The organism is Cellulosimicrobium sp. 22598 (assembly GCF_052044445.1).
In the GTDB taxonomy this organism is placed as follows: Bacteria; Actinomycetota; Actinomycetes; order Actinomycetales; family Cellulomonadaceae; genus Cellulosimicrobium; species Cellulosimicrobium cellulans_G.
In genome coordinates this window covers 26,274-46,065 of record NZ_JBQEMZ010000002.1, presented here as the reverse complement: position 1 = coordinate 46,065, position 19,792 = coordinate 26,274, and the positions used below count along the sequence as shown (strand labels likewise).

At 75.7% G+C, this 19,792-nt stretch carries 15 protein-coding genes; 10 read left to right on the top strand and 5 right to left on the bottom strand.

All coding sequences use genetic code 11. From position 1 onward, the window contains the following. Positions 1–131: 131 nt before the first annotated feature. A complete protein-coding gene (gene fdhD / locus ACTJIY_RS02715) occupies positions 132–998 on the top strand; it encodes a formate dehydrogenase accessory sulfurtransferase FdhD (protein ID WP_440675010.1) in 867 nt (288 codons plus the stop codon). Positions 999–1,093: 95 nt separating this feature from the next. Further along, positions 1,094–3,283, top strand: a complete 2,190-nt coding sequence (locus tag ACTJIY_RS02710; RefSeq protein WP_440675022.1) for an FdhF/YdeP family oxidoreductase — start codon at positions 1,094–1,096, stop codon at positions 3,281–3,283. Between the two features lie 33 nt (positions 3,284–3,316). On the opposite strand, the gene ACTJIY_RS02705 is transcribed toward ACTJIY_RS02710, so the two are convergent. From ACTJIY_RS02705 to ACTJIY_RS02695, 3 genes are all read right to left on the bottom strand, one after another. Continuing rightward, positions 3,317–3,985, bottom strand: a complete 669-nt coding sequence (locus tag ACTJIY_RS02705) for a heme oxygenase (biliverdin-producing) (RefSeq protein ID WP_253052302.1) — start codon at positions 3,983–3,985, stop codon at positions 3,317–3,319. Positions 3,986–4,081: 96 nt separating this feature from the next. Continuing rightward, complete coding sequence (locus ACTJIY_RS02700) at positions 4,082–5,383, bottom strand: MFS transporter (RefSeq protein WP_440675009.1); 1,302 nt, start codon at positions 5,381–5,383, stop codon at positions 4,082–4,084. A gap of 103 nt (positions 5,384–5,486) precedes the next feature. Next, positions 5,487–6,101: a TetR/AcrR family transcriptional regulator gene (locus tag ACTJIY_RS02695; protein WP_253052306.1), complete on the bottom strand. Its 615-nt coding sequence runs from the start codon at positions 6,099–6,101 to the stop codon at positions 5,487–5,489. A 132-nt stretch (positions 6,102–6,233) separates the two neighbouring features. Here ACTJIY_RS02695 and ACTJIY_RS02690 point away from each other — a divergent pair, with 132 nt between their 5' ends. From ACTJIY_RS02690 to bsh, 6 genes are all read left to right on the top strand, one after another. Then, entirely contained in the window at positions 6,234–6,809 is a 576-nt protein-coding gene (locus ACTJIY_RS02690; protein ID WP_440675008.1) for a DinB family protein, read from the top strand. Positions 6,810–6,901: 92 nt separating this feature from the next. Beyond that, positions 6,902–7,909 (top strand): hypothetical protein, encoded by a 1,008-nt coding sequence (locus tag ACTJIY_RS02685; protein ID WP_440675007.1) that lies wholly within the window; start codon positions 6,902–6,904, stop codon positions 7,907–7,909. 641 nt (positions 7,910–8,550) lie between these two features. Continuing rightward, entirely contained in the window at positions 8,551–9,630 is a 1,080-nt protein-coding gene (locus tag ACTJIY_RS02680) for a pirin family protein (RefSeq protein ID WP_440675006.1), read from the top strand. A 10-nt stretch (positions 9,631–9,640) separates the two neighbouring features. Continuing rightward, on the top strand, positions 9,641–10,465 hold the full coding sequence (locus ACTJIY_RS02675; RefSeq protein WP_253052314.1) for a DUF5926 family protein: 825 nt from the start codon (positions 9,641–9,643) through the stop codon (positions 10,463–10,465). Between the two features lie 353 nt (positions 10,466–10,818). After that, entirely contained in the window at positions 10,819–11,550 is a 732-nt protein-coding gene (locus tag ACTJIY_RS02670) for a glycosyltransferase family 2 protein (protein WP_047232032.1), read from the top strand. Between the two features lie 149 nt (positions 11,551–11,699). Continuing rightward, a complete protein-coding gene (bsh, locus tag ACTJIY_RS02665; protein WP_440675005.1) occupies positions 11,700–12,647 on the top strand; it encodes a choloylglycine hydrolase in 948 nt (315 codons plus the stop codon). 10 nt (positions 12,648–12,657) lie between these two features. Here the strand turns inward: bsh and ACTJIY_RS02660 are convergent, their stop codons facing one another. Then, the gene (locus tag ACTJIY_RS02660) at positions 12,658–17,367 is read right to left on the bottom strand and encodes a hypothetical protein (RefSeq protein WP_440675004.1); all 4,710 of its coding nucleotides are present in this window, start codon (positions 17,365–17,367) and stop codon (positions 12,658–12,660) included. Between the two features lie 172 nt (positions 17,368–17,539). On the opposite strand from ACTJIY_RS02660, the gene ACTJIY_RS02655 reads away from it, so the two are divergent. Both ACTJIY_RS02655 and ACTJIY_RS02650 read left to right on the top strand, forming a co-directional pair. Further along, the gene (locus ACTJIY_RS02655; RefSeq protein WP_253052320.1) at positions 17,540–18,064 is read left to right on the top strand and encodes an FBP domain-containing protein; all 525 of its coding nucleotides are present in this window, start codon (positions 17,540–17,542) and stop codon (positions 18,062–18,064) included. Positions 18,065–18,066: 2 nt separating this feature from the next. After that, entirely contained in the window at positions 18,067–18,621 is a 555-nt protein-coding gene (locus ACTJIY_RS02650) for a TetR family transcriptional regulator (RefSeq protein ID WP_253052322.1), read from the top strand. Positions 18,622–18,637: 16 nt separating this feature from the next. Here the strand turns inward: ACTJIY_RS02650 and ACTJIY_RS02645 are convergent, their stop codons facing one another. Further along, positions 18,638–19,774, bottom strand: coding sequence for a diacylglycerol/lipid kinase family protein (locus tag ACTJIY_RS02645; protein ID WP_253052324.1), 1,137 nt, complete (start codon positions 19,772–19,774; stop codon positions 18,638–18,640). Between the last annotated feature and the right edge of the window lie 18 nt (positions 19,775–19,792).

Here is a 19,792-nt window from a genome sequence, read left to right as displayed (position 1 = left end):
CTGGGGCGGCGCGACACGGCGTGGTCGTCGCCAGGCCCGGGTAAGACGAGCCTAACCTGACTTCGAGGAAATCCCGACCGTCGTCCATGTCACCTCCGTCACCACGTGCCGGGCCTGGCACCATAGGCGGGGTGGGACAACACTCGGCGCGACGACGCGTCACCCGTTACACGCTCGGCCACGACTCCGCGCACGTCTCGAAGCGCGAGGACCAGCTGACGGTCGAGGAGCCCCTCGAGGTCCGCGTCGACGGTCGGGTGCTGACCGTCACCATGCGCACGCCGGGCCACGACCTCGAGCTCGCGCTCGGGCTGCTCGTGGCCGAGGGCGTGGTGCACCACCCGCACGACGTGCGCACGGCACGCCTGTGCACGACGGCCGACAACACGGTCGAGGTGACGCTCGCCGAGGCGGCCCGGCCGCGCGCCGTCGGCCTCGCGCGGGCGCTGCCCACGACCAGCGCGTGCGGGCTGTGCGGCGCGGACAGCATCGACGCGGTGCGGACCCGCTCCGCCCACGCCCTGTCCGACGACGGGCCGGACCTCGACCCCGCCTGGCTCCTCGGCCTGCCGGACCGGATGCGAGCCGCCCAGGTCGTGTTCGCGCGGACCGGGTCGCTGCACGCGGCCGCGCTCGTGGACGTCGAGCGCGACGAGCTGCTCGTCGTGCGCGAGGACGTGGGGCGGCACAACGCGGTCGACAAGGTCGTCGGGTGGGCGGTCCAGCGGGGCCGCCTGCCGCTGCCCGGCACGGTGCTCGTCGTGTCCGGGCGCGCGGGGTTCGAGCTCGTGCAGAAGGCGTCGACGGCCGGGATCCCGGCGATGGTCGCCGTCTCCGCGCCCTCGACCCTCGCCGTCGACCTCGCGGTCGAGGCCGGGATCACGCTCGCAGGCTTCGCCCGAGGTGACTCGATGGTCGTCTACGCGGGCGAGCACCGGGTCCGCGCGGCGGCCCCGGGCGCGACCGCGGTCCCGCGCCCGACGGCGGTCCCGGCCTGAGCGGGCCCGGGGACGAGCTCCGCGTCGGCCCGCCCCAGGACCACGCGGCCGGACCGGAGGCCGTGGTGCGCACGCTCCTCGCGTCGGTCCGGGAGATGGGCCCCGCCCGGGCGGCGCGGCTGCTCACGTCCGCGAACCAGAAGGACGGCTTCGACTGCATGAGCTGCGCCTGGCCGGACCCGGCGCACCGCAGCCACGCCGAGTTCTGCGAGAACGGTGCGAAGGCGATCACGTGGGAGGCGACGCCGCGCACCGTGCCGCGCGAGTTCTGGGTCGAGAACTCCCTCACCGACCTCGCCGGGCGCGACGAGTACTGGCTGGGGCAGCAGGGCCGGCTCACCGAGCCGGTGCACAAGCCGGCGGGCTCGGACCACTACGAGCCCGTGACCTGGGAGCGCGCGTTCGAGATCGTGGGGGACCGGCTGCGTGGGCTGGGGTCCCCCGACGAGGCCGCCTTCTACACGAGCGGGCGCGCATCGAACGAGGCGGCGTTCGTCTACCAGCTGTTCGTCCGGGCGTTCGGCACCAACAACCTGCCCGACTGCTCCAACATGTGCCACGAGTCCACCGGCACCGCGATGCTCGAGACCATCGGGATCGGCAAGTCCACGGTCTCCTACGACGACTTCGCCCGGGCCGACCTCGTCATCGTCATGGGGCAGAACCCGGGCACCAACCACCCGCGCATGCTCACCGCGCTCGAGGGGACCAAGCGCGCGGGCGGGTCCGTGGTGTCGGTGAACCCGCTGCCCGAGGCCGGGCTCGTGCGCTACCGCAACCCGCAGACCGTGCGCGGGCTCGTCGGCCGTGGCACGGACATCGCGGACCGGCTGTACCAGGTGCGCCCGGGCGGGGACATGGCGCTCCTGCAGGCGGTGTCCCGCCGCGTGCTCGACGCCGAGGACGCCGCCCCGGGGACGGTGCTGGACCACGCGTTCCTGCGCGCGCACACCCGCGGCCTCGACGCGTTCCGCGCGCACCTCGCGCACCTCGACGAGGACGCGGTGCTCGCCGCCACGGGCCTGACGCCGGCCGACGTCGACGACCTCGCGGCACGCTACCTCGCCGCGGACCGCGTGATCGTCACGTGGGCGATGGGCCTGACGCAGCAGCGCAAGGGCGTCGACACGATCAAGGAGATCGTCAACCTGCTCCTGCTCCGCGGCCACATCGGTCGGCCGGGCGCCGGGGCGTCGCCGATCCGCGGGCACTCCAACGTGCAGGGCGACCGGACCATGGGCATCTGGGAGAAGGTGCCGGACTCCTTCCTCGACGCGCTGGGGCGCGAGTTCGCGTTCGAGCCGCCGCGCGCGCACGGCGCCGACGCCGTCGAGACGCTCCGGCGCATGCGTGACGGGCGCATCCGCGCGTTCGTCGCGCTCGGGGGGAACTTCGCCGGCGCCATCTCGGACACCGCGGCCGCCGAGGCGGCGCTGCGCGGCACCGACCTCACGGTGCAGATCTCCACCAAGCTCAACCGCTCGCACGTCGTCACCGGGCGCGAGGCGCTCATCCTGCCGACGCTGGGGCGCACCGAGGTCGACGTGCAGAAGAGCGGGGCGCAGATCGTCTCCGTGGAGGACTCGGTGTGCGCGGTGCACGCGTCGCGCGGCAAGGTCGACCCCGTCGCGCCGGGCCTGCGCAGCGAGGTGGCGATCGTCGTCGGCATGGCGGAGGCGACGCTGCGGGGTGGCCCGGGCGCCGACCCGGCGCCGGGGATCGACTGGGCGGCGATGCGGGACGACTACGACGTGGTGCGCGACCACGTCAGCCGCGTCGTGCCCGGGTTCGAGCGGTTCAACGTCGACGTGCGGCGCCCCGAGGGGTTCGTGCTCCCGCACGGCCCGCGCGACTCGCGCACGTTCACGACGCCGAGCGGGCGCGCCGAGATCACGGTCAACGAGCTCGAGCCCGTCGAGTGCCCGCCGGGTCGCCTGATCCTGCAGACGCTGCGCTCGCACGACCAGTTCAACACGACGATCTACGGGCTGTCCGACCGGTACCGTGGCGTGCGCGGGGGCCGCGACGTCGTGCTCGTGCACCCGGACGACCTCGCCGAGCTGGGGTTCGCCGACGGCGACCGGGTCGACGTCCACGCCGAGTGGCCCGGCGAGCCCGACCGCGTCCTCGCCGCCCAGCGCGTGGTCGCCTACCCGACGGCGCGGGGGTCGGCCGCCGCCTACTATCCGGAGGCGAACGTCCTCGTCCCGCTCGAGAGCACGGCCTACGGGAGCAACACGCCGGTCTCGAAGTCCGTCGTCGTCCGGTTGCACGCCGCGAGGTAGAGCCCCGGTCCGGCTGCCGGGGTCGCGGCGGGCTCAGCGGTGGGCGGCGCCCAGGTCGGCGAAGAGGTCGCTGTTGAGGCGGAAGGCGTGCTTGGCCTCGGCGACGGTCTCGTCGAGCTGCTCGGGCGTGAGGACGAGGCCGTCGAGGCGCTCGCGGTAGACGTCCTTGAACGGCTTGGACTTGGGGATCTCGACGAACGTGTAGAACGCGAGGCCGTCGCCCGAGAGGCCGTAGTGCCGCTCCAGCATGCGCTTGATGATCTGCCCGCCGGAGAGGTCGCCGAGGTAGCGGGTGTACGCGTGCGCGGCGTAGGCGGGCAGCGACGCGCCGACCGTGCGCAGGCGCGCGACGTAGCGCTCGGTCGCGGGGTGGAGGGTGATGCGCTCGGCCCAGTCGGCGCCGACGAGGAACGTGAGGTCCTTCTCGATCTCGGGGGTGCGCGTGAGCTCGTCGAAGACCAGCGTGGAGCCCTGGGCGTCGGCGCGGATCGCGGCGCTCGCGTCCTCGAGCGCGCCGTAGATCGCCCACTGCTGGGCCGCGAGGTCCGCGTACGCGGAGACGTCGAGCTGCCCGGACATGAGCCGCTCGACGAACCCGGAGCTCTCGGCCCGCTCGTGCTCGGGGCGCGTGCCCTCGCGCAGGCGCTGGGACAGCGGCACGGACTCGTCGGTGCGGTCGAGGTCCTGGGTGAGAGCAGTCACGGTGGCTCCTGCGGGTAGCGTCGGGTCGGGGCGCTCGTCCTGACGCGACGTCATGACGATGCGTCAGGAACTGTAACCCACCGAGGTGAGGCTTGCCTATCCTCGGTCCGGGATCTGGTCGACGTCCTCCGGGTCGGGGAGCCCCGCGAGGAACCGGAAACCCAGGAGTGCGACCAGCGTGCCGAGCCCGCCGCCGACGACGAGCGGCGTGGTCAGGTCCGCCCGGGCGAGGAGCCCGCCGAGGAAGGACCCGAGCGGCATGGCGCCCCACAGGAGCGTGCGCCACGTGCCGTGCACGCGGCCGAGCAGGCGGCCGGGGATCATCGCCTGCCGCAGCGACATGACGAGCACGTTCCAGACCGTCACCGCGCCGAACCCCACCGCGAGCAGCACGGCCGCGACGGCGACGCCGCCGCCCGGCAGGTGCGGCACGACCCCGAGGAGGACGAGGGCCACGGGCGTCACGAGGTTCGCGACGGCGATGGTCCGCCCGGTCCCGAAGCGCTCCTTGGCGGGGTTCGCGAGCGCCGCCGCGACGAGCGACCCTCCGGCCCCGACGAGCAGGAACGTCCCGTACCAGGCCTCCGGGACGCCGAGCACGTCGAGGACGTAGAGCACGGTCGTCGCGGTCGCGGCCGAGAAGCAGAGCCCGACGACGACGGACAGGACCCACAGGGGTCGCAGCGTCGGGTGCGCCCACAGGTACCGGAAGCCGTCCCCGAGCTGGCGGAACCAGGGCGGAGCGGGCTCTGCGCCCGCGTCGGCCGGGGCGCGGTGCTCACCCGCCGCGACGGCGGGCAGGAACAGCGCGAGCGCGCCCGCGACGGCGTACGCGGCGGCGCCCGTGCCGAGAGGCACGACGACGGCGACCGCGAAGAGCGCCGACGTGAGCGGTGCCGAGAGGAAGTTCTGGACGGTGATCTCGCCCGCCTCGATGCGCGAGTTGGCGCGCGGCAGGTCGGCGGGCCGCACGATCGAGGGCAGCACGGCGCGGATCGCGCCGTCGTACACGGTCTCCAGCGCGCCGTAGAGGAACACGACGGCGTACAGCCACCAGATCGTCAGCGTGCCCGTCGCGGCGAGGGCGACGAGCCCGAGGGCGAGCAGCGTGCGGGCACCGTTCGCGAGCGCGAGCGCGTGCCGACGGTCGACGCGGTCGAGGAGGACCCCGGCGGGGATGGCGAAGAACAGCCACGGCAGGAGCGAGACGGCGGCGATGCCGGAGACGAGGAACGGGTCGTCGGTGAGGCGCGCGGCGAGCAGCGGCGACGCGACGCGCGCGATGCCGTCACCCAGGCTGGAGCTGAGGTTCGCGGTGAAGACGTTGCGGAACGGCGCGCCGAGCCCGGCGCGCGCCCGGGCGGGGGCGTCGGGGGGCCTGCGGCGGCGGGTCGGCACCCCCCGAGGCTAAGCGACCGTTGCCGGGGGCATCACCGACCCTCCGGTCGGTTCTGCGCGCAGCAGAGGGCGCGGCCGCTGGTGTCCGTGCGCGGGCGCAGCCTCAGCGCGAGAGCGCGGGTGAGGTCGCGTCGGCCCCGACGGCACGCAGCACGAAGGCCTCGGTCGCCTCGATCGCCTGCTCGCGCGCGGCCGGGTCGTCGGGGACGAGCCGACCGGACAGGCACGCGTTGACGAGCTGCACGGTGGTGTCGATGTCCTGCTCGGGAAACTCCCCGACCTCGATGCCCGACGCCACGATGCGGCGCAGGATCGTCTCGACGAGCTCGGCGTGCTCGCGCAGGCGCTGGCGCGTCGTGCGCGACAGCACGGTGCGCAGGTCCGGACCGGGGGCGAGGTGGAAGATGCGCTTGAGCTGCGCCTGCTGGCGGATGTAGGTGCGGAGCTGCTCGACCGGGTCGTCCACGTCCTCCAGCGCCCGCTCGAGCGTCCCCACGTACTGCTCCGTCTCGTGGGTGATGAACCCGAGGAGCAGGGCCTCCTTGTCGGGGAAGTGGTTGTACACCGCGGTGCGGCCGACGCCCGCGGCGGCGGCGATGTCGGCGAGCGAGATGGCGTCGAAGCCGCGGTCCATCATGAGGGTCGAGAGCGCCGCGAAGAGCTTCTGCCGGGTCTGGGCGCGGTGCTCGTGGAGGGACCCTCCGATGATCTTGGGCATGCTGACATCATAGGGAGGTCGTGTCAGAACGCTAATCGGCTCCTCCGGGCCGCAACCGTGCCTCAACCGGGCCGCAGCCGGGCCGCAGCCGGGCCGCAGCGGGCGCGCCCCGACGTCTGGCACACTGCCGCCATGGACACGACCGCGGCGCCCGACGGCGTCCCCGCCGGCGCCCCGGACCCGGACTTCCCGCCCGTCCCCGCGGACACCAAGGACTGGACGTGGGTCATGGAGCGGCCGTGCCCGGAGTGCGGGTTCGTGGCGGCCGAAGTGTCGCCCGACCGCGTGGGGGCCGCGGTGCGCGACGCGATCCCGCGCTACGTCGGCGCGCTGGGCCGCGAGGACGTGCGCGTCCGCCCCGACGCCACGACCTGGTCCGTGCTGGAGTACGCCGCGCACGTCCGCGACGTCTTCTCCGTCTTCGACGTGCGCGTGCAGTCGATGGTCGAGGGCGACGACCCGCAGTTCGCGAACTGGGACCAGGACGCCACGGCGGTCGAGCAGGACTACGCGCACCAGGACCCGGCGACCGTGGCGCGCGAGCTCGAGATCGCGGGCGACCGGGTCGCGGGCCGGTTCGACGCGCTCGTCCCGGAGCAGTGGGAGCGTCCCGGACGGCGCTCGAACGGGTCGGTGTTCACGGTCCGCACCCTCGGCCAGTACTTCGTCCACGACGTCGTCCACCACCTGCACGACGTCGGCGCCTGACCGGGCGCGGCCCCGGCCCCGCCGCGGCAGGAGAAGCACGGTCGTGACACGGCCGTAACATCCCGGCATTCCGGACGCCCTACGGTCCGGTCATGGACGCCACCGTCGCCGGCCTCGTGCCGGACGCGCACGCGGGAGCGCACCTTCTCGCGGTGCCTCGCTCCCGCGGCGCGGCTCGTACGCCCGTGGACACCCTCGCGCGCGCCTGGTTCGCCGACGCGGCGTGGACGACGCCGCCCGGCGGCGGGGGAGCGACCCGGCCCATGGTGGGGGCGCGGTTCCGCGGCGTGGTGCCCGAGGGCGTGGTGACGCCGGGCGAGCTCCGGCTCGCCGAGGGCGCGCGCCTCGTCGGACCCTTCCCGCTCACGCCACCGCAGACTCAGGCGCTCGACCTCGCGGGCGGGAGCGCCGAGGCGTTCGCCCTGCACGTCGACGACCCGGCGCCGCGCGGGGCCCCGGTCCCGCTCGTCGACGACCGCGACGGCCTCGCGCGGGCGTTCGCGGCGGGGCTGCCGCAGGGGCTCGAGCTCCAGGTGCTGGGCTGGGCGGTCGCGGCGGCCCGGCGCGTCGGGGGTGCGGTCGTCGCGGACGGCCGGACCGTGCTCACGCCCGACCCTGCCTCGGGGGTCGACCTGACCCTCTACAGCGCCCAGGTCCTCGGCCCCGACGCCGCGCTCGGCGTCCTGCGCACGACGGTCCCGAGCGCGCAGGTCGTCGCGGTCCACCCCCGCCCGGACGGCCTCGCGGAGTACGTGCTGTCGGGGGACACCCCGTACGACGGCGCGGTCCGGCTGGCCGCGCAGCGCGTGCCGCAGGTGCCGCTCGCGCTCGGTGCGCTCGACTGGCGCGAGCACGGGCCGCACGCCTACCGCGTCACGTGGGTCCCCCAGGACCCGTACGAGCTCGAGGTCGAACGGCCGTCGGGGCTGCACGTCATCGCGCGCTCGCGCGCCCGGGTGCTCGTCGCCCGTCTCGCGGCGATGCTCCAGGGCCGCCTCGCGGGGACGCTCGTCGACGACGGCGGCTTCGTCGTGCGGGACCTCGACCTCGACGAGCGGCTCACGCCGGCGGCGACGCCGACGACGCAGTTCTGGGTCTGAGCGACGGCGTGCGCACGAGGCGCGGGTCGTGGTCGAACCGGGCGTGTCGCCCGCGCGAACTGTCCACAGATTTCGTCCACAGGGTTGTGGGTCCCGTGGGAATCGTGCGGGGCCGCCTGTGGACGAACCTGTGGCCTTCGCGACCGGTCAAATGACATCGGTGGGAACCCTTGCAGGGCCTCCGGGTGAGGACTACAAACGTGCTAACGGCCCGGACGGGCGCAGACGGACGACGATGTTCCGCACGCAGGGGTCTGACGGCCCCGCCAGGAGCGCACGACGACCGGCGCGCACGCCAGGGCACGGCTGACCGGAGAACGGTGGACGACCCGCGACCCCCTGCTGCGGGCTGCGCGCGACGGCGCAGGTTCCGACCGGACCCGGAAGGCCGACCGCGATCGGCGTCAGCACGCCTGCCCGGGCCATCCGGAGCGGGCGTGGGGACGCCGGGCCGCCACGTCGCGAGCGGCGCCCCGACGGGCCACCGGCCCGACCGCCCCGGGGTCGCGCGGACACGGCGAGGCCCCTCGGAATCCTGCTCCGAGGGGCCTCGCTGCCATTCTCCCGCGGGCGTCCCGCGACGCGAAGACCCGTCCGCGGGCCGGTGGGCCGGGTGCGTCCGCCGCGCCTACGCTCGTGCCATGAGCAACCTCGAGACCCGGCCCGAGGAGCGCGTCTGCTCCGCGGGCGCCCCTGACGGCGCGGCGCCCGCGGTGGAGATCCTCGAGCACCGCGACGTCCCGCTCGGGGGCACGCGCGCGATGCGGGTGCGCCGCACGATCCCGCAGCGCGCGCGCTCGCTCGTGGGGGCGTGGTGCTTCCTCGACCACTACGGGCCGGACCCGCTGCCCGCGATCGGCGACGGCACCGACGGCATGCAGGTCCCGCCGCACCCGCACACCGGCCTGCAGACCGTCACGTGGTTGTTCGCCGGGGAGATCCTGCACCGGGACGCGGTCGGCTCCCTCCAGACGGTCCGGCCCGGCGAGCTCAACCTCATGACCGCGGGTCGCGGCATCTCCCACTCGGAGGAGTCGCCGCGCGGCGTCCGCCCGCCGGTCCTGCACGGGGTCCAGCTCTGGGTCGCGCTCCCGGGCGACCGGCTCGACGACCCGCCGGCGTTCGAGCACCACGCCGACCTGCCGGTCGCGGACGTCGCCGGTGCCCGGGTCCAGGTCTTCCTCGGGAGCCTGCGGGTCGCGGGCGCGGGGCTGCGCTCGCCCGCGACGACGTACTCGCCCCTCGTCGGGGCGCAGGTGGACCTGGCGGCCGGGGTGCGCGTGACGCTGGACGTCGACCCGGCGTTCGAGCACGGCCTGCTCGTGGACGACGGGACGGTGCGCCTGGAGGGCGAGGTGGTCCCGCCGTCGTCGCTCGGGTACGTCGCGCCGGGCCGTGCGACGCTCACCGTCGAGGCCGGGCCGGACGGCCCCGCGCGGGTCGTGCTCGTGGGCGGCGAGCCGTTCGGCGAGGACATCGTCATGTGGTGGAACTTCGTCGGCCGGTCGCACGACGACGTCGCGCGCGCCCGCGCCGACTGGCAGGCGCAGCTCGTCGTCACCGGCGGGGAGGGGCCGAACCACGGCGGCACGCGGTACGCCGAGGGCGCGCGCGACGGACGCTACGGCGAGGTCGTCGGGTACGACGGCGGCCCGCTCCCGGCACCCGCGCTGCCCGACGTCCGCCTGCGGCCCCGCACCCGCCCGGCGGCGCGCCAGTAGACTGCCGCGCATGGCCAAGAACTCCACGCCCGACTTCGTGCTGCGCCCGTTCGAGGGGCTCCCCGGCGAGACCGACTGGGTCGCGATGCGCGAGGTCGTGCCCTCGGCCACCGCGACCGCCCGCACGACCGCGGAGCACGGCGCGCGCGACGTCACCGTCGTGACCGTCCTGCCCGCGGGCTGGGCCGCGCTGCACCGCCAGGACGGCGCGATCCTCCTCGCGGTCCAGACGCTCGCGGGCTCGGGCGACACGAGCCGCGACCTCGCCGCGGCGCTGCTGGAGGCGATCGACGCCGAGCCCGGCACGTCCATCGAGATGAGCGCGCTGCCCGACGCCGGCCCGCGCCTGCAGGACGTCCTCGACCTCTCCGTCCCGTTCGACGTCACCGTCCACGACGACTTCGCGTTCTGGCTCGACCCGGCCGAGGAGGTCACGCCGGACCTGCGCGCGTCGCTCGACCAGGCGGCCGAGTCGATGGTGCCCACGGTGAAGCTCGACGCCGTCCCCTCGGCGTACTGGTGCCGCATGTCGCGCGAGTTCCTGCGCTGGGCGCGTCCGGAGCCCGAAGACGCGCTCATCGACGCGATCTCGCGCCTGCACGCGCGGCGCGAGTCGGGCCTCGCGGGCGGCAAGTTCGTCGGCGCATTCCGGTCGAGCGGTGTGCTCGTCCCGGTGTGGGAGCTGCCGCGCGGGACGGAGGCCGACGAGCTCGAGGGCCCGGTCGCGGAGCTCGACGCGCTCCTCACGGAGGCGCTCGCCGTCACGGAGCCGCTCGACGCGAACGAGCGCCGGGCGCGCGCGGGGATCGTGTCGCGCCAGGTGACCCTGCGCTGACGCACCCGCTGCCGGCCGGCGGCCCGACGCGCAGCCCGCCGACGCCCCTGTCGGCGGGCTGTCGCGTCGAGTAGGATCCGGGGGACCTGGGAACGCAGCCCGGTCGTCCTGCGAAGATCCCGAGCGGATCTGCTGGTGGAACGACGACACTTCTGCGGCCAACTCTTTGCACTACTAGGCTGGACGGCGTGAACGCGGACCATCGGTCGACTGAGTCGGGGAACAACACGGGCAGTGCTCCTGCCGGCGCGCCGGCGGGCGCGGCGAGCACGCCGCCGACGTACCTCTCGGCGTCCGGCACGCGGGCACGCACGCCCCGGCCGACGACCGGCGAGGGCCGGACCGGCCGCGCGGTGCGGCAGCGCGTCGCCGTGATCGTCCCGGCGAAGGACGAGTCCCGGCGCATCGCCGCGACGGTCCGCGCGGCCAAGGCGATCCCGCACGTCGACCTCGTGCTCGTCGTGGACGACGGGAGCGAGGACGACACCCAGCACGTCGCGCGCGAGGCCGGCGCCGTCGTGGTGCGCCACTCGCACAACCGCGGCAAGGCCGCGGCCATGGAGACCGGCGCGGCCGTCGTCGCGATGCGCGACGCCGCCGACCGTCCCCCGCGCCTCCTGCTCTTCATCGACGGCGACCTCGGCGAGACCGCCGTGAACACCGCGCCGCTCGTCGCGCCCGTGCTCGACGGGTACGCGGACCTCGCGATCGCGCTGCTCCCGCCGCAGCCGGGCGCCGGCGGCCGGGGGATCGTCGTCGGGGCCGCGCGCCGCGCGATCCAGTCGCTCACGGGGTGGACCCCGACGCAGCCGCTCTCGGGCATGCGCTGCCTCACGCGCGAGGCGTTCGAGGCCGCGACCCCGCTCGCGCGCGGGTGGGGCGTGGAGACCGGCATGACGATCGACCTGCTCCGCAAGGGGTACGTCGCCGTCGAGGTGCCGTGCGACCTGCGCCACCGCGCGTCGTCCAACGACCTCAAGGGCCAGCTCCACCGCGCCGCGCAGTACCGCGACGTGCTCCTGGCCGTGAACGCGCGCAAGATGCGCTCCGCCGTCGACCGGGTGCGGGCCGCCGACCAGCACTGAGCCCGGCCCGGCCACCGCCCGGCGCGCGGTCCCGTCCCGCGGGTGGCGAGCGTCTCCGGGGGAGCCCACCCTGGGTGGACGGAGCACGGTGTCGTGCCCGGTGGCTCGCGTCCGCGCGAGGCCGCACCGACGACGACGGGGGCATCGCCATGTGCACGGGCATCAGGTTCTCGGACGGCAGGGGGAGCGTCTACCTCGCACGCAACCTCGACTGGACGAGCGGGTACGGGCAACGGGTGGTGCTGACGCCCACCGGGTACGGGCCGAGGTCACCGTTCGGCGCGGTGCCCGCAATCCGGCACGCGACGCTCGGCATGGGCATCGTGGCGGAGGGGACGCCGCTCTACTTCGACTGCGGCAACGACGCGGGCCTCGCCGTCGCGGGGCTCAACTTCCCGGGATACGCGGCCTACGCGCCCGGCCCGGTCGACGGCGCGGTCAACGTCGCCGCGTACGAGCTCCCGCTGTGGGTGTGCTCGCAGTTCGCGACGGTGGACGAGGTGGAGGCCGCGCTCCAGGACGTCGTGGTCGTCGACCGGCCGATCGACGACACCTACCCGAGCTCGATGCTCCACTGGATCGTCGCCGACGCCACGCGCGCCGTCGTCGTCGAGCACACGGCGGACGGGATGCACGTCTTCCACGACGACGTCGACGTCCTCACGAACCAGCCCGGGTTCGGCTGGCACCACGAGAACCTGCGCAACTACCTCAACACCTCGCCCGACTTCCCCGGGGACACGGAGCTGGGCGGGGCGGTCCTCACCCCGTTCGGCTCGGGCTCGCACATGCGCGGCATCCCGGGGGACTACTACTCGCCGTCGCGGTTCGTCCGCGCCGCCTACGTCAACGCCCACTACCCGACGCAGGAGAGCGAGGAGCAGAACGTCAGCCGCGCCTTCCACACGCTGCAGCAGGTCGCGATGGTCGAGGGCAGCGCCGTGATGGCGTCGGGCGAGTCCGAGATCACCGTCTACACGGGGCTGTTCTCCTCGCGCACGTCGACCTACTACTGGAACACCTACGAGGACCCGGCGGTCCGGAGCGTCGCGATGTCCGACCTCGCGGCGGGCGGCACCGAGCTCGTGCTCGCGTAGGAGGGGAGGCTCAGCGCGCCGCGCTCTGCACCCGTGAGGTGGAGTCCTCCGGCTCGCTCCCGGCCGCGTCCGGCGCGGCGCCCGGCGTGCCCTCCCGGGAGCCCGGCCCCTCCTCGGTCCCGGTGCCGTCGGCGGCGGCGTGCAGCGCCGCGACGGTGACCAGCGGCACCGCCGGGATGAGCGCGATGAGCGCGATGCGCACGCCGAAGTCGTTGACCAGCGACCCGGCGACGCACACGATCCACAGGGCGAGCACGGTCGGGCGCACGAGCGGCCACGCGGCCTCGGTCCGCGCGAACCACCCCGGCGTGTACCGCCGCGGCCAGAACAGCACGAGCGCCGTCGCGACGAGGACGAGGATCGTCAGCCACACGGGCACGCCGCCCAGCACGGAGCGGGCCGCGTAGCCGGCCTTGCGGAGCAGGGTCTCCCACGCCGAGCCGTCCACGACCTGGCCGACGAACCGGCCGAGGTGCGAGCGCTCGTCGGCCGGGCGCAGCCAGTCGAGCACGCCGACGGCGGCGACGAGGCCGACGCCGGCGGCGGCGACGAGCAGGAACCGTCGCCACGTGACCCGGGCCCCGGACGCCGCCAGCCCCAGCACGGCGAACGCCGGCACGACGACGAGCCCGCCGCCGAGGTCGGCCCCGAGGGTCGGCCACACGTCCACGACCATCGTCACCACGCCGATGACGCCCACGACCGTCGCGGCCACGTACCGGCGCCCGCGGGCCACGAGCCACTGGGCGAGCGCGGCCGCGAGGACGAGCGCCGCGACCGCGTACACGGAGAACGTCGGGTTGCCGAACCCGTAGAACCGCGCGCCGAACGTCGGTGCGGAGCCGAGCGGGCTGGCGCGGTTCAGCGGCGTCCCGACGAGCGCGTCGAGCGTGAGCACCGCGAAGGTGATCCCGGCGACGATCCCGGGCCCGAGCCACACGGGACGCCGCGGGGCGAGCGCGCCGAGCGCGGCGACGGCCGCCGTCGCGAGCACGGTCGACACGACGATCGCGAGGGTCTGGTTCGCGAACCGCCACCAGCCGGTGAGCGACACGAGGAAGGCCGCGGTCGGGACGGCGGCCACGACGAGAGCGGCCCCGCGCGCCCAGTGCGCGCCCCGGGCCCAGCGGGCGCGCGCCCGGTCGCCGGTCGCGCGCGCGGCCCGCGGCGCGAGCAGCAGGCACAGCCCGGCGATGGCGAGGCCCGCGTAGAGCGGCACGTCGACGAACGCGGTGTAGACGGCGCGCCGCACGTGGTCGCGCGTCGTGAGGTCGGCGAGCGCGTCCGCGGTCGAGGTCGCGTCCGGGGGCCGCGGCGAGCCCCACGCCAGCGGCGTGTCCTGGATGCGTGCGGGGGTCGCGACGCCGGCGGCGTCGAGCACGGTCGCCGGGACGTCGAGCACGCGCGCGACGCCGTCGGTCCGCGTGGCGGCGCTCGTCACGTAGCGCGCCTGCTCGGGGCCGTCGAACGACGGTCGCACGAGCGTCGCGCCGAGCGCCGGGCGCGTCCCGGGCGTGCCCGCGACGTCGACGACGAGCACCGTCGTCCCGGTCGGGGTGGCGTCGAGCACGGCGCCCACGGTGGCGTCCACGGCGGCGAGCCGGTCCGTCCGCAGGGAGGCCCGCAGCGCGGCGCGCTCCTCGGCCGGGAGGTCGGGGTCGACGGTCGGGGACGTCGCGTCGCCGGCGTCGACGACGGTCACGGGGCACGCGAACGCGTCGCTCCCGGGGGTGGTCGCGCGCGCGAGGTCCCGGTAGCGCGCGACGTCGCCCCGCGAGTCCGCGAGGGCGATCGCCGCACCGGGCCCGACGGCCGTCGCGCACACGGTGCTCGTCGAGGCGCCCGACGAGGCGCCCGCGACGTCGCCGGTGAGCGCGTCGCCGAGCACGCCCAGCCGCGCCTGGTAGCCCGAGCCGCGCTGCAGCGCGACGAGCTCGTCCCAGCCCTCGACCTGCGCGCCGTCGGCGGCCTCGGTGGAGGTGACGGGCTGCGCCGTCGGGCACTCCCACGTGCCGTCGGGCGCACGCTGCGTCGCGACCTCGGCGAGCTGCCCGGCCGAGAGCGCGAGCCAGCCGCCGACGGTGCAGCGGCTCGCCGCTCCGGTCGGCTGGGCGACGCCGCCGGCGCCGGCACCGTCGGTGAGCAGGGCGTGCAGGTTCGGCGTCGTCGCCGCCGTGACGTCGCTCCACGTGACGCCCGTGGTCCCGACGACGACGAGCGGCCGGTCGGTGGCGATGGCGTCCGCACGGGTCACGGCCGCCTCGCCTCCCGCGGGCGCGGCGCTGGACGTGGGACGCAGCCCACCCGAGGCGAGCACCGTCGACACGAGCAGGACGACGAGCAGGAGCCCGCCCCCGACCGTGAGGAGCATCGTGGGCATGTGCCGGATCCCCGGTTCGGGGAGCGCGGACGTCGGGCGTCGCGGCGCCTCGCGCGCGAGGAAGCCGGGCACGATCATCGCGGTCCCGACGACGACGACCATGACGGCGATGATGATGCCCGAGTCGTTGAGCACGGAGCCGACCCCCGCCACGACCACGAGCGCGACCACGAGCTCGCGCAGCAGCGGCCACCGTTCGTAGGCACGCGCGACCTCGGGCAGACGGAAGCGCTCCGGACGCAGCGCGGCGAGGGCGGCGAGCACGACGAGCACCGCCGCCACGGCACCCGCCGGCTGTGCGACGGTGTGCCAGGCGCCGAGGGCCTTGCGTCCGATGACCTCGAGCGCCGCACCGTCGAGGACGGTCTGCACGAACCCGCCGAGGTGCGAGCTGCCGCCGGGCAGCAGCCAGTCCACCACCGCGACGACGGCGACCACGAGCACGGTGAGCCCCGCGACGACGAGCGCCCGCAGCCACGTGATCCGCACCCGGCCGACGAGCAGCGCCAGGACGGCGAACGCGGGGACGAGCGCGAGGATCCCGCCGAAGTCGGCGCCGAACGCGGGCCAGCCGTCGATGACGATCGTCACCGCCCCGACCGCGACCACGAGCCACGCCGCGAGCCGCCGCCGTCCCCGGGCGAGCGCCGTGGACGCCAGGCCGCCGGCGAGCACGAGGCCCGCGACCGCGTACACGGCGAACGTCACGTTGTTGAAGCCGTAGAAGCGCGTGAAGCCCGCGACGGCGGACGTGCCGAGCAGGGACGCCTGCTGGAGGGTCGTGCCCGTCGCGCCGTCGACCGTGAGGACGAGCCACGTGACGCCCGCGAGCGCCGTCGGCAGCGCCCACGGTCGGCGCGGGAGGAGGCGCGAGGCGGCCCACGCGACGAGGGCGACGGCGACGGCGCTGACGGCGAGGGCGAGGGTGAGCGCGGGCGCCGGCGCGCTCCACACCCACCACCGCGACAGGCTCGCGAGGGAGGCTGCGACGGGGGCAGCGGCCGCGACCAGGAGCACCGCGGACAGGACGCGCAGGCCGGCCGGGCCGGGGCGCGCCGGCAGCCCGCGCCGCGCGGCCGCGCGGCGCACCCACAGCGCCCCGCCGAGCGCGACGACGAGCGTCGCGACGAGGAGCCCGACGAGCACGGGGTAGAGCGTCGGGATGGTGCTCGTGAGGACGTTGAGGTACTGCCGGTTCTCGACCGTGCGCGCCACGTCCATGCGTCGGACCTCGCCCAGCGACAGCGGTGCGCCGTCGAGACCCTCGGTGCTCCCGCCCGCCTCCTCGACGACGGTCGCCGTGAGGTCGACGAGCTGGACGATGCCGTCCTTCTGCGTGCTCGGGGAGTGCAGCCAGCGGCTCGTGGGCTCGCCCTTGCGCCAGTCGACGACGACCGGGAGCCCCGGCTCGCCGACCGGCCCCGACGGCACGCCCGCGACGAGCACCCGCGTCCCGCGGTCGACCTCGTCCATGACGCGCGCGAGCGCCTCGTCGAGCGCGTCGAGGCTCTGCCCCCGCCCGGGGGAGGAGTCGACGATCTCGCCCTGGTCGACCACCGTCACGTCGCACGCGTCGAGCCCGCCCTCGGGCAGCGCCGCGAGCGCGGACGCGTACCGCTCGACGTGCCCGTTCGCGTCGGCGAGCATCACGGCCGCGCCCGGCCCGACCGCCGTCGTGCAGACGCCGGTCTCGGCGAGCCGCGTCGCGAGGGTCCCGGGCGCGTGGTGCGTCGTCGGGGCGGCGGCCTCCTCCTCGGAGGGCGCCGTGAGCGTCGCCCACCCGGGGACGTCGGCGGGCAGCGCCTCGGGCGCGGTCGCTCCCGACGTCGTCGGGGTGGGGACGGGGAGCGGCGGGCAGCCCGGCGTGGGCGGCTCGGCGCTGACGGGCGGCGCCTCCACCGGCTCCTCGGCCGCCGGGTCGGAGGACGAGACCATCTGCCCGGCGGACAGCGTGAGCCACGCGTCCGTGGCGCAGGACGTCCGCCCCACGCCGAGCGACGCGACCGACCCCGTCCGGATCATCGACCACAGCGTGGGCGTCGCGGTGGGCGAGACGTCGCTCCAGTACAGGCCCGCCACCGCGACGAGCACCACGGGGCGCGGGTCGTGCGTCGGCGCGGTGCCGGTCGTCGTCCCCGTCGCGGCGGTGCTCGTGGTGCCGGTCGCGGTCGCGGTCGTGCCCGACGGCGTCGCGGCCGCTGCCGGCGCTGCGACGGTCCCGAGGAGGGCGAGCAGGGTCAGGGCGACCGCCGCCGCGAGCGCGGTCGCCCGCGTGCCCGTCGCTCCCCGGCGTGCGGGGAGGGTGCGGGCAGGGGGGAGCGCGGCGGCCGGGAACGTCACCGGACCAGCCTACGGGGGCGCCTCGCGCCCGGACCGGGCCGACGAGCGGCGTCGTCGCAGGTCCGCGCGGGACGCTCACGCGCCCTCCACGCCCGCTGCGCGGGTATGCGCTGGACGGCCAAACTTGTACCCGTGTACAAATTGGGTCCATGTACAAGTTTGAGAGCCGACCGTGCGACCGCTGAGCCGTGCCGAGGCGCGCGCCGCGATCGTGAACACCGACCCGTCGGAGGGCAGGGTCCGCCTGCCTGCGCACTTCGACGCTCTGCGCTGGGACGATCTCGACTACCTCGGGTGGCGGGACCCCCGGGCGCCCCAGCGCGCCTTCCTCGTGGCCGAGGGCCTCGACGGCCGTGCGCTGGGCGCGGTCCTGCGCCAGAGCCCGAGCCACGCGGAGACCGGAGGGCGCGCGGTCATGTGCGCCCTCTGCCGCTTCACGAGGCGTTTCAACGAGGTGGCGCTCTTCGCCGCTCCCCGGCCGTCGTCCGACAAGAGGCGACGCCTGAGCACCGTGGGCATCCTCGTCTGCACCGACCTGGACTGCGGCCGGAACGTGCTGGCTGCCCCCGTGCGAGGCCCGCTCGACCCGCCCGCGGAGGAGGTCGTCCGGGCTCGCCGGGCGGGGCTCCGGGCGCGTACTCTCGCGTTCCTGCACGGCCTGACCGACGGCGTCGGCACGACACGGACGAGGAGCTGACGATGGCCTACCTGCCGCGCGCGGAGCGTCGGGACTCGATCGTCGCCGCAGCGGCCGCCGTCGTGCGCCGTGCCGGGCTCGGCGCCGTCACCGCGCGCGTCGTGGCCGACGAGCTCGGTGGCTCCCCCGGCCAGATCCACCACCACTTCGCGTCGACGGACGAGCTCGTCGCGGAGGCCTGGCGGCGCTATGCCCGAGAGGAGATCGTCGCCTTCGAGGGCGCGTCCCGCGGTCTGGCGCCGCGCGCGGGGCTCGAGCTCTTCTTCGAGGACCTCGTCGGTCCGGACGGTGACGGCCGGGCCCTGGCGCTCTGGGCCGAGGCGGGCGCCCACGCCCAGCTGCGGCCGGAGGTCGCGGACGCCTACGTGGAGACGCTCGACCACCTGGTCGCCGTCCTCGCGGACGTCCTCGGCGGCCCGGACCGCCGCGACGCCGCGGGCAGGGTGCTCATGGTCGGCGTCGGCCTGGCAGGGCTGAGCCGGGTGGGTGGGGCCGCGGCGATCCCTCCGCGCGCGGTCATGCGGTCGGCGATCGACACGGAGACGACGTCGCGCTGACGGCACGGCACGCGGGTCAGGCCGTGCGCACCACGAGCGCGCCGGGGTCGACGCGTGACTCGATCTCCACGGCGAGGCCCAGCACGTCGCCGTCGACCTGGGCCTGCTCGCCGCCCTCCACGCGCACGCGGACGCGCCGGGCGCGCGCGTGGTCGATGCGTCCGATCTTGGCGGGCAGGTCGTTGCGCACGCCGAGGCCCTGCATGACGACCTCACCGAAGAGCTGCGCCCAGCCCACGACCCCGCCGCGCGTGTCGATCGCGGCGATGTCCAGGATCCCGTCGTCGATCACCGCGTCGGGCAGGAGCGTCAGGCCCCCGGGGAGGCGGCCGCAGTTGCCGATGAGGAGCGAGCGCAGCCGCGCCTCGACGGGCGGCGTGTCGTCGAGCTGGATGCGTGCGCGCATGCGGCGCCCGTGCAGGTGCCGGATGCCCGCGACGAAGTAGGCGACCCAGCCCACCTTCGCCTTGAGGTCGTCGTCGGTGTCGGCGACCATCGCGGCGTCGAACCCGAGCCCGGCGATGACGAGGAAGATGTGCTCCTTGTCGGTGTCCTGGGCGGGGTCGGGCGCCGTCCCCGGCTCGTCCCCCTCCGCGGGGGTGACGTCGGCGTAGCGCAGGACCTTGACCCAGCCGACGTCGACCGGGCGGTCGGAACCCGCGATCACGACGGCCAGCGCGGCGCGCGCGTCGCCCACCGGCAGGTCGAGGTTGCGCGCGAGGAGGTTGCCGGTGCCCACCGGGACCAGGCCCATGGTGCGGCCGCTGCCGACCATGCCCTCGGCGACCGCGCGGACCGTGCCGTCCCCGCCCACGGCGACGACGACGTCCGCGCCCTGCGCGAGCGCCGCGCGGGTCTGCCCGACGCCCGGGTCCTCGACCGTCGTCTGGAACCACAGCGGGTCGGGCAGGGCGGCGTCCGCGAAGGCCGCGCGCACGACCGCCTCCAGCCCGGCGACGTCGGGCTTCGACGGGTTCGCGACGAACGCGACGAGCTCGCGCGGGTCGTCCTCGACCGCGGGCTCCTCGACGGGCGGCGCGTCGCCGTGCGCGCGGCGCTGCCGGGTCTGCTGCGCGCGCAGGCCCAGCGCGACGACGAGTGCCACCACCGCGACGGCGAGCGCCGCGATCGCGAGCCAGAGCGTCCAGGACATGGCGACACCGTAGCGGGG

Coding starts and splice junctions, on each gene's coding strand:
- ACTJIY_RS02710 (WP_440675022.1), top strand. CDS start 1,094: ATGGGCCCCGCCCGGGCGGCGCGGCTGCTCACGTCCGCGAACCAGAAG.
- ACTJIY_RS02695 (WP_253052306.1), bottom strand. CDS start 6,101: ATGCCCAAGATCATCGGAGGGTCCCTCCACGAGCACCGCGCCCAGACC.
- ACTJIY_RS02690 (WP_440675008.1), top strand. CDS start 6,234: ATGGACACGACCGCGGCGCCCGACGGCGTCCCCGCCGGCGCCCCGGAC.
- ACTJIY_RS02685 (WP_440675007.1), top strand. CDS start 6,902: ATGGACGCCACCGTCGCCGGCCTCGTGCCGGACGCGCACGCGGGAGCG.
- ACTJIY_RS02680 (WP_440675006.1), top strand. CDS start 8,551: ATGAGCAACCTCGAGACCCGGCCCGAGGAGCGCGTCTGCTCCGCGGGC.
- ACTJIY_RS02675 (WP_253052314.1), top strand. CDS start 9,641: ATGGCCAAGAACTCCACGCCCGACTTCGTGCTGCGCCCGTTCGAGGGG.
- bsh (WP_440675005.1), top strand. CDS start 11,700: ATGTGCACGGGCATCAGGTTCTCGGACGGCAGGGGGAGCGTCTACCTC.
- ACTJIY_RS02650 (WP_253052322.1), top strand. CDS start 18,067: ATGGCCTACCTGCCGCGCGCGGAGCGTCGGGACTCGATCGTCGCCGCA.
- ACTJIY_RS02645 (WP_253052324.1), bottom strand. CDS start 19,774: ATGTCCTGGACGCTCTGGCTCGCGATCGCGGCGCTCGCCGTCGCGGTG.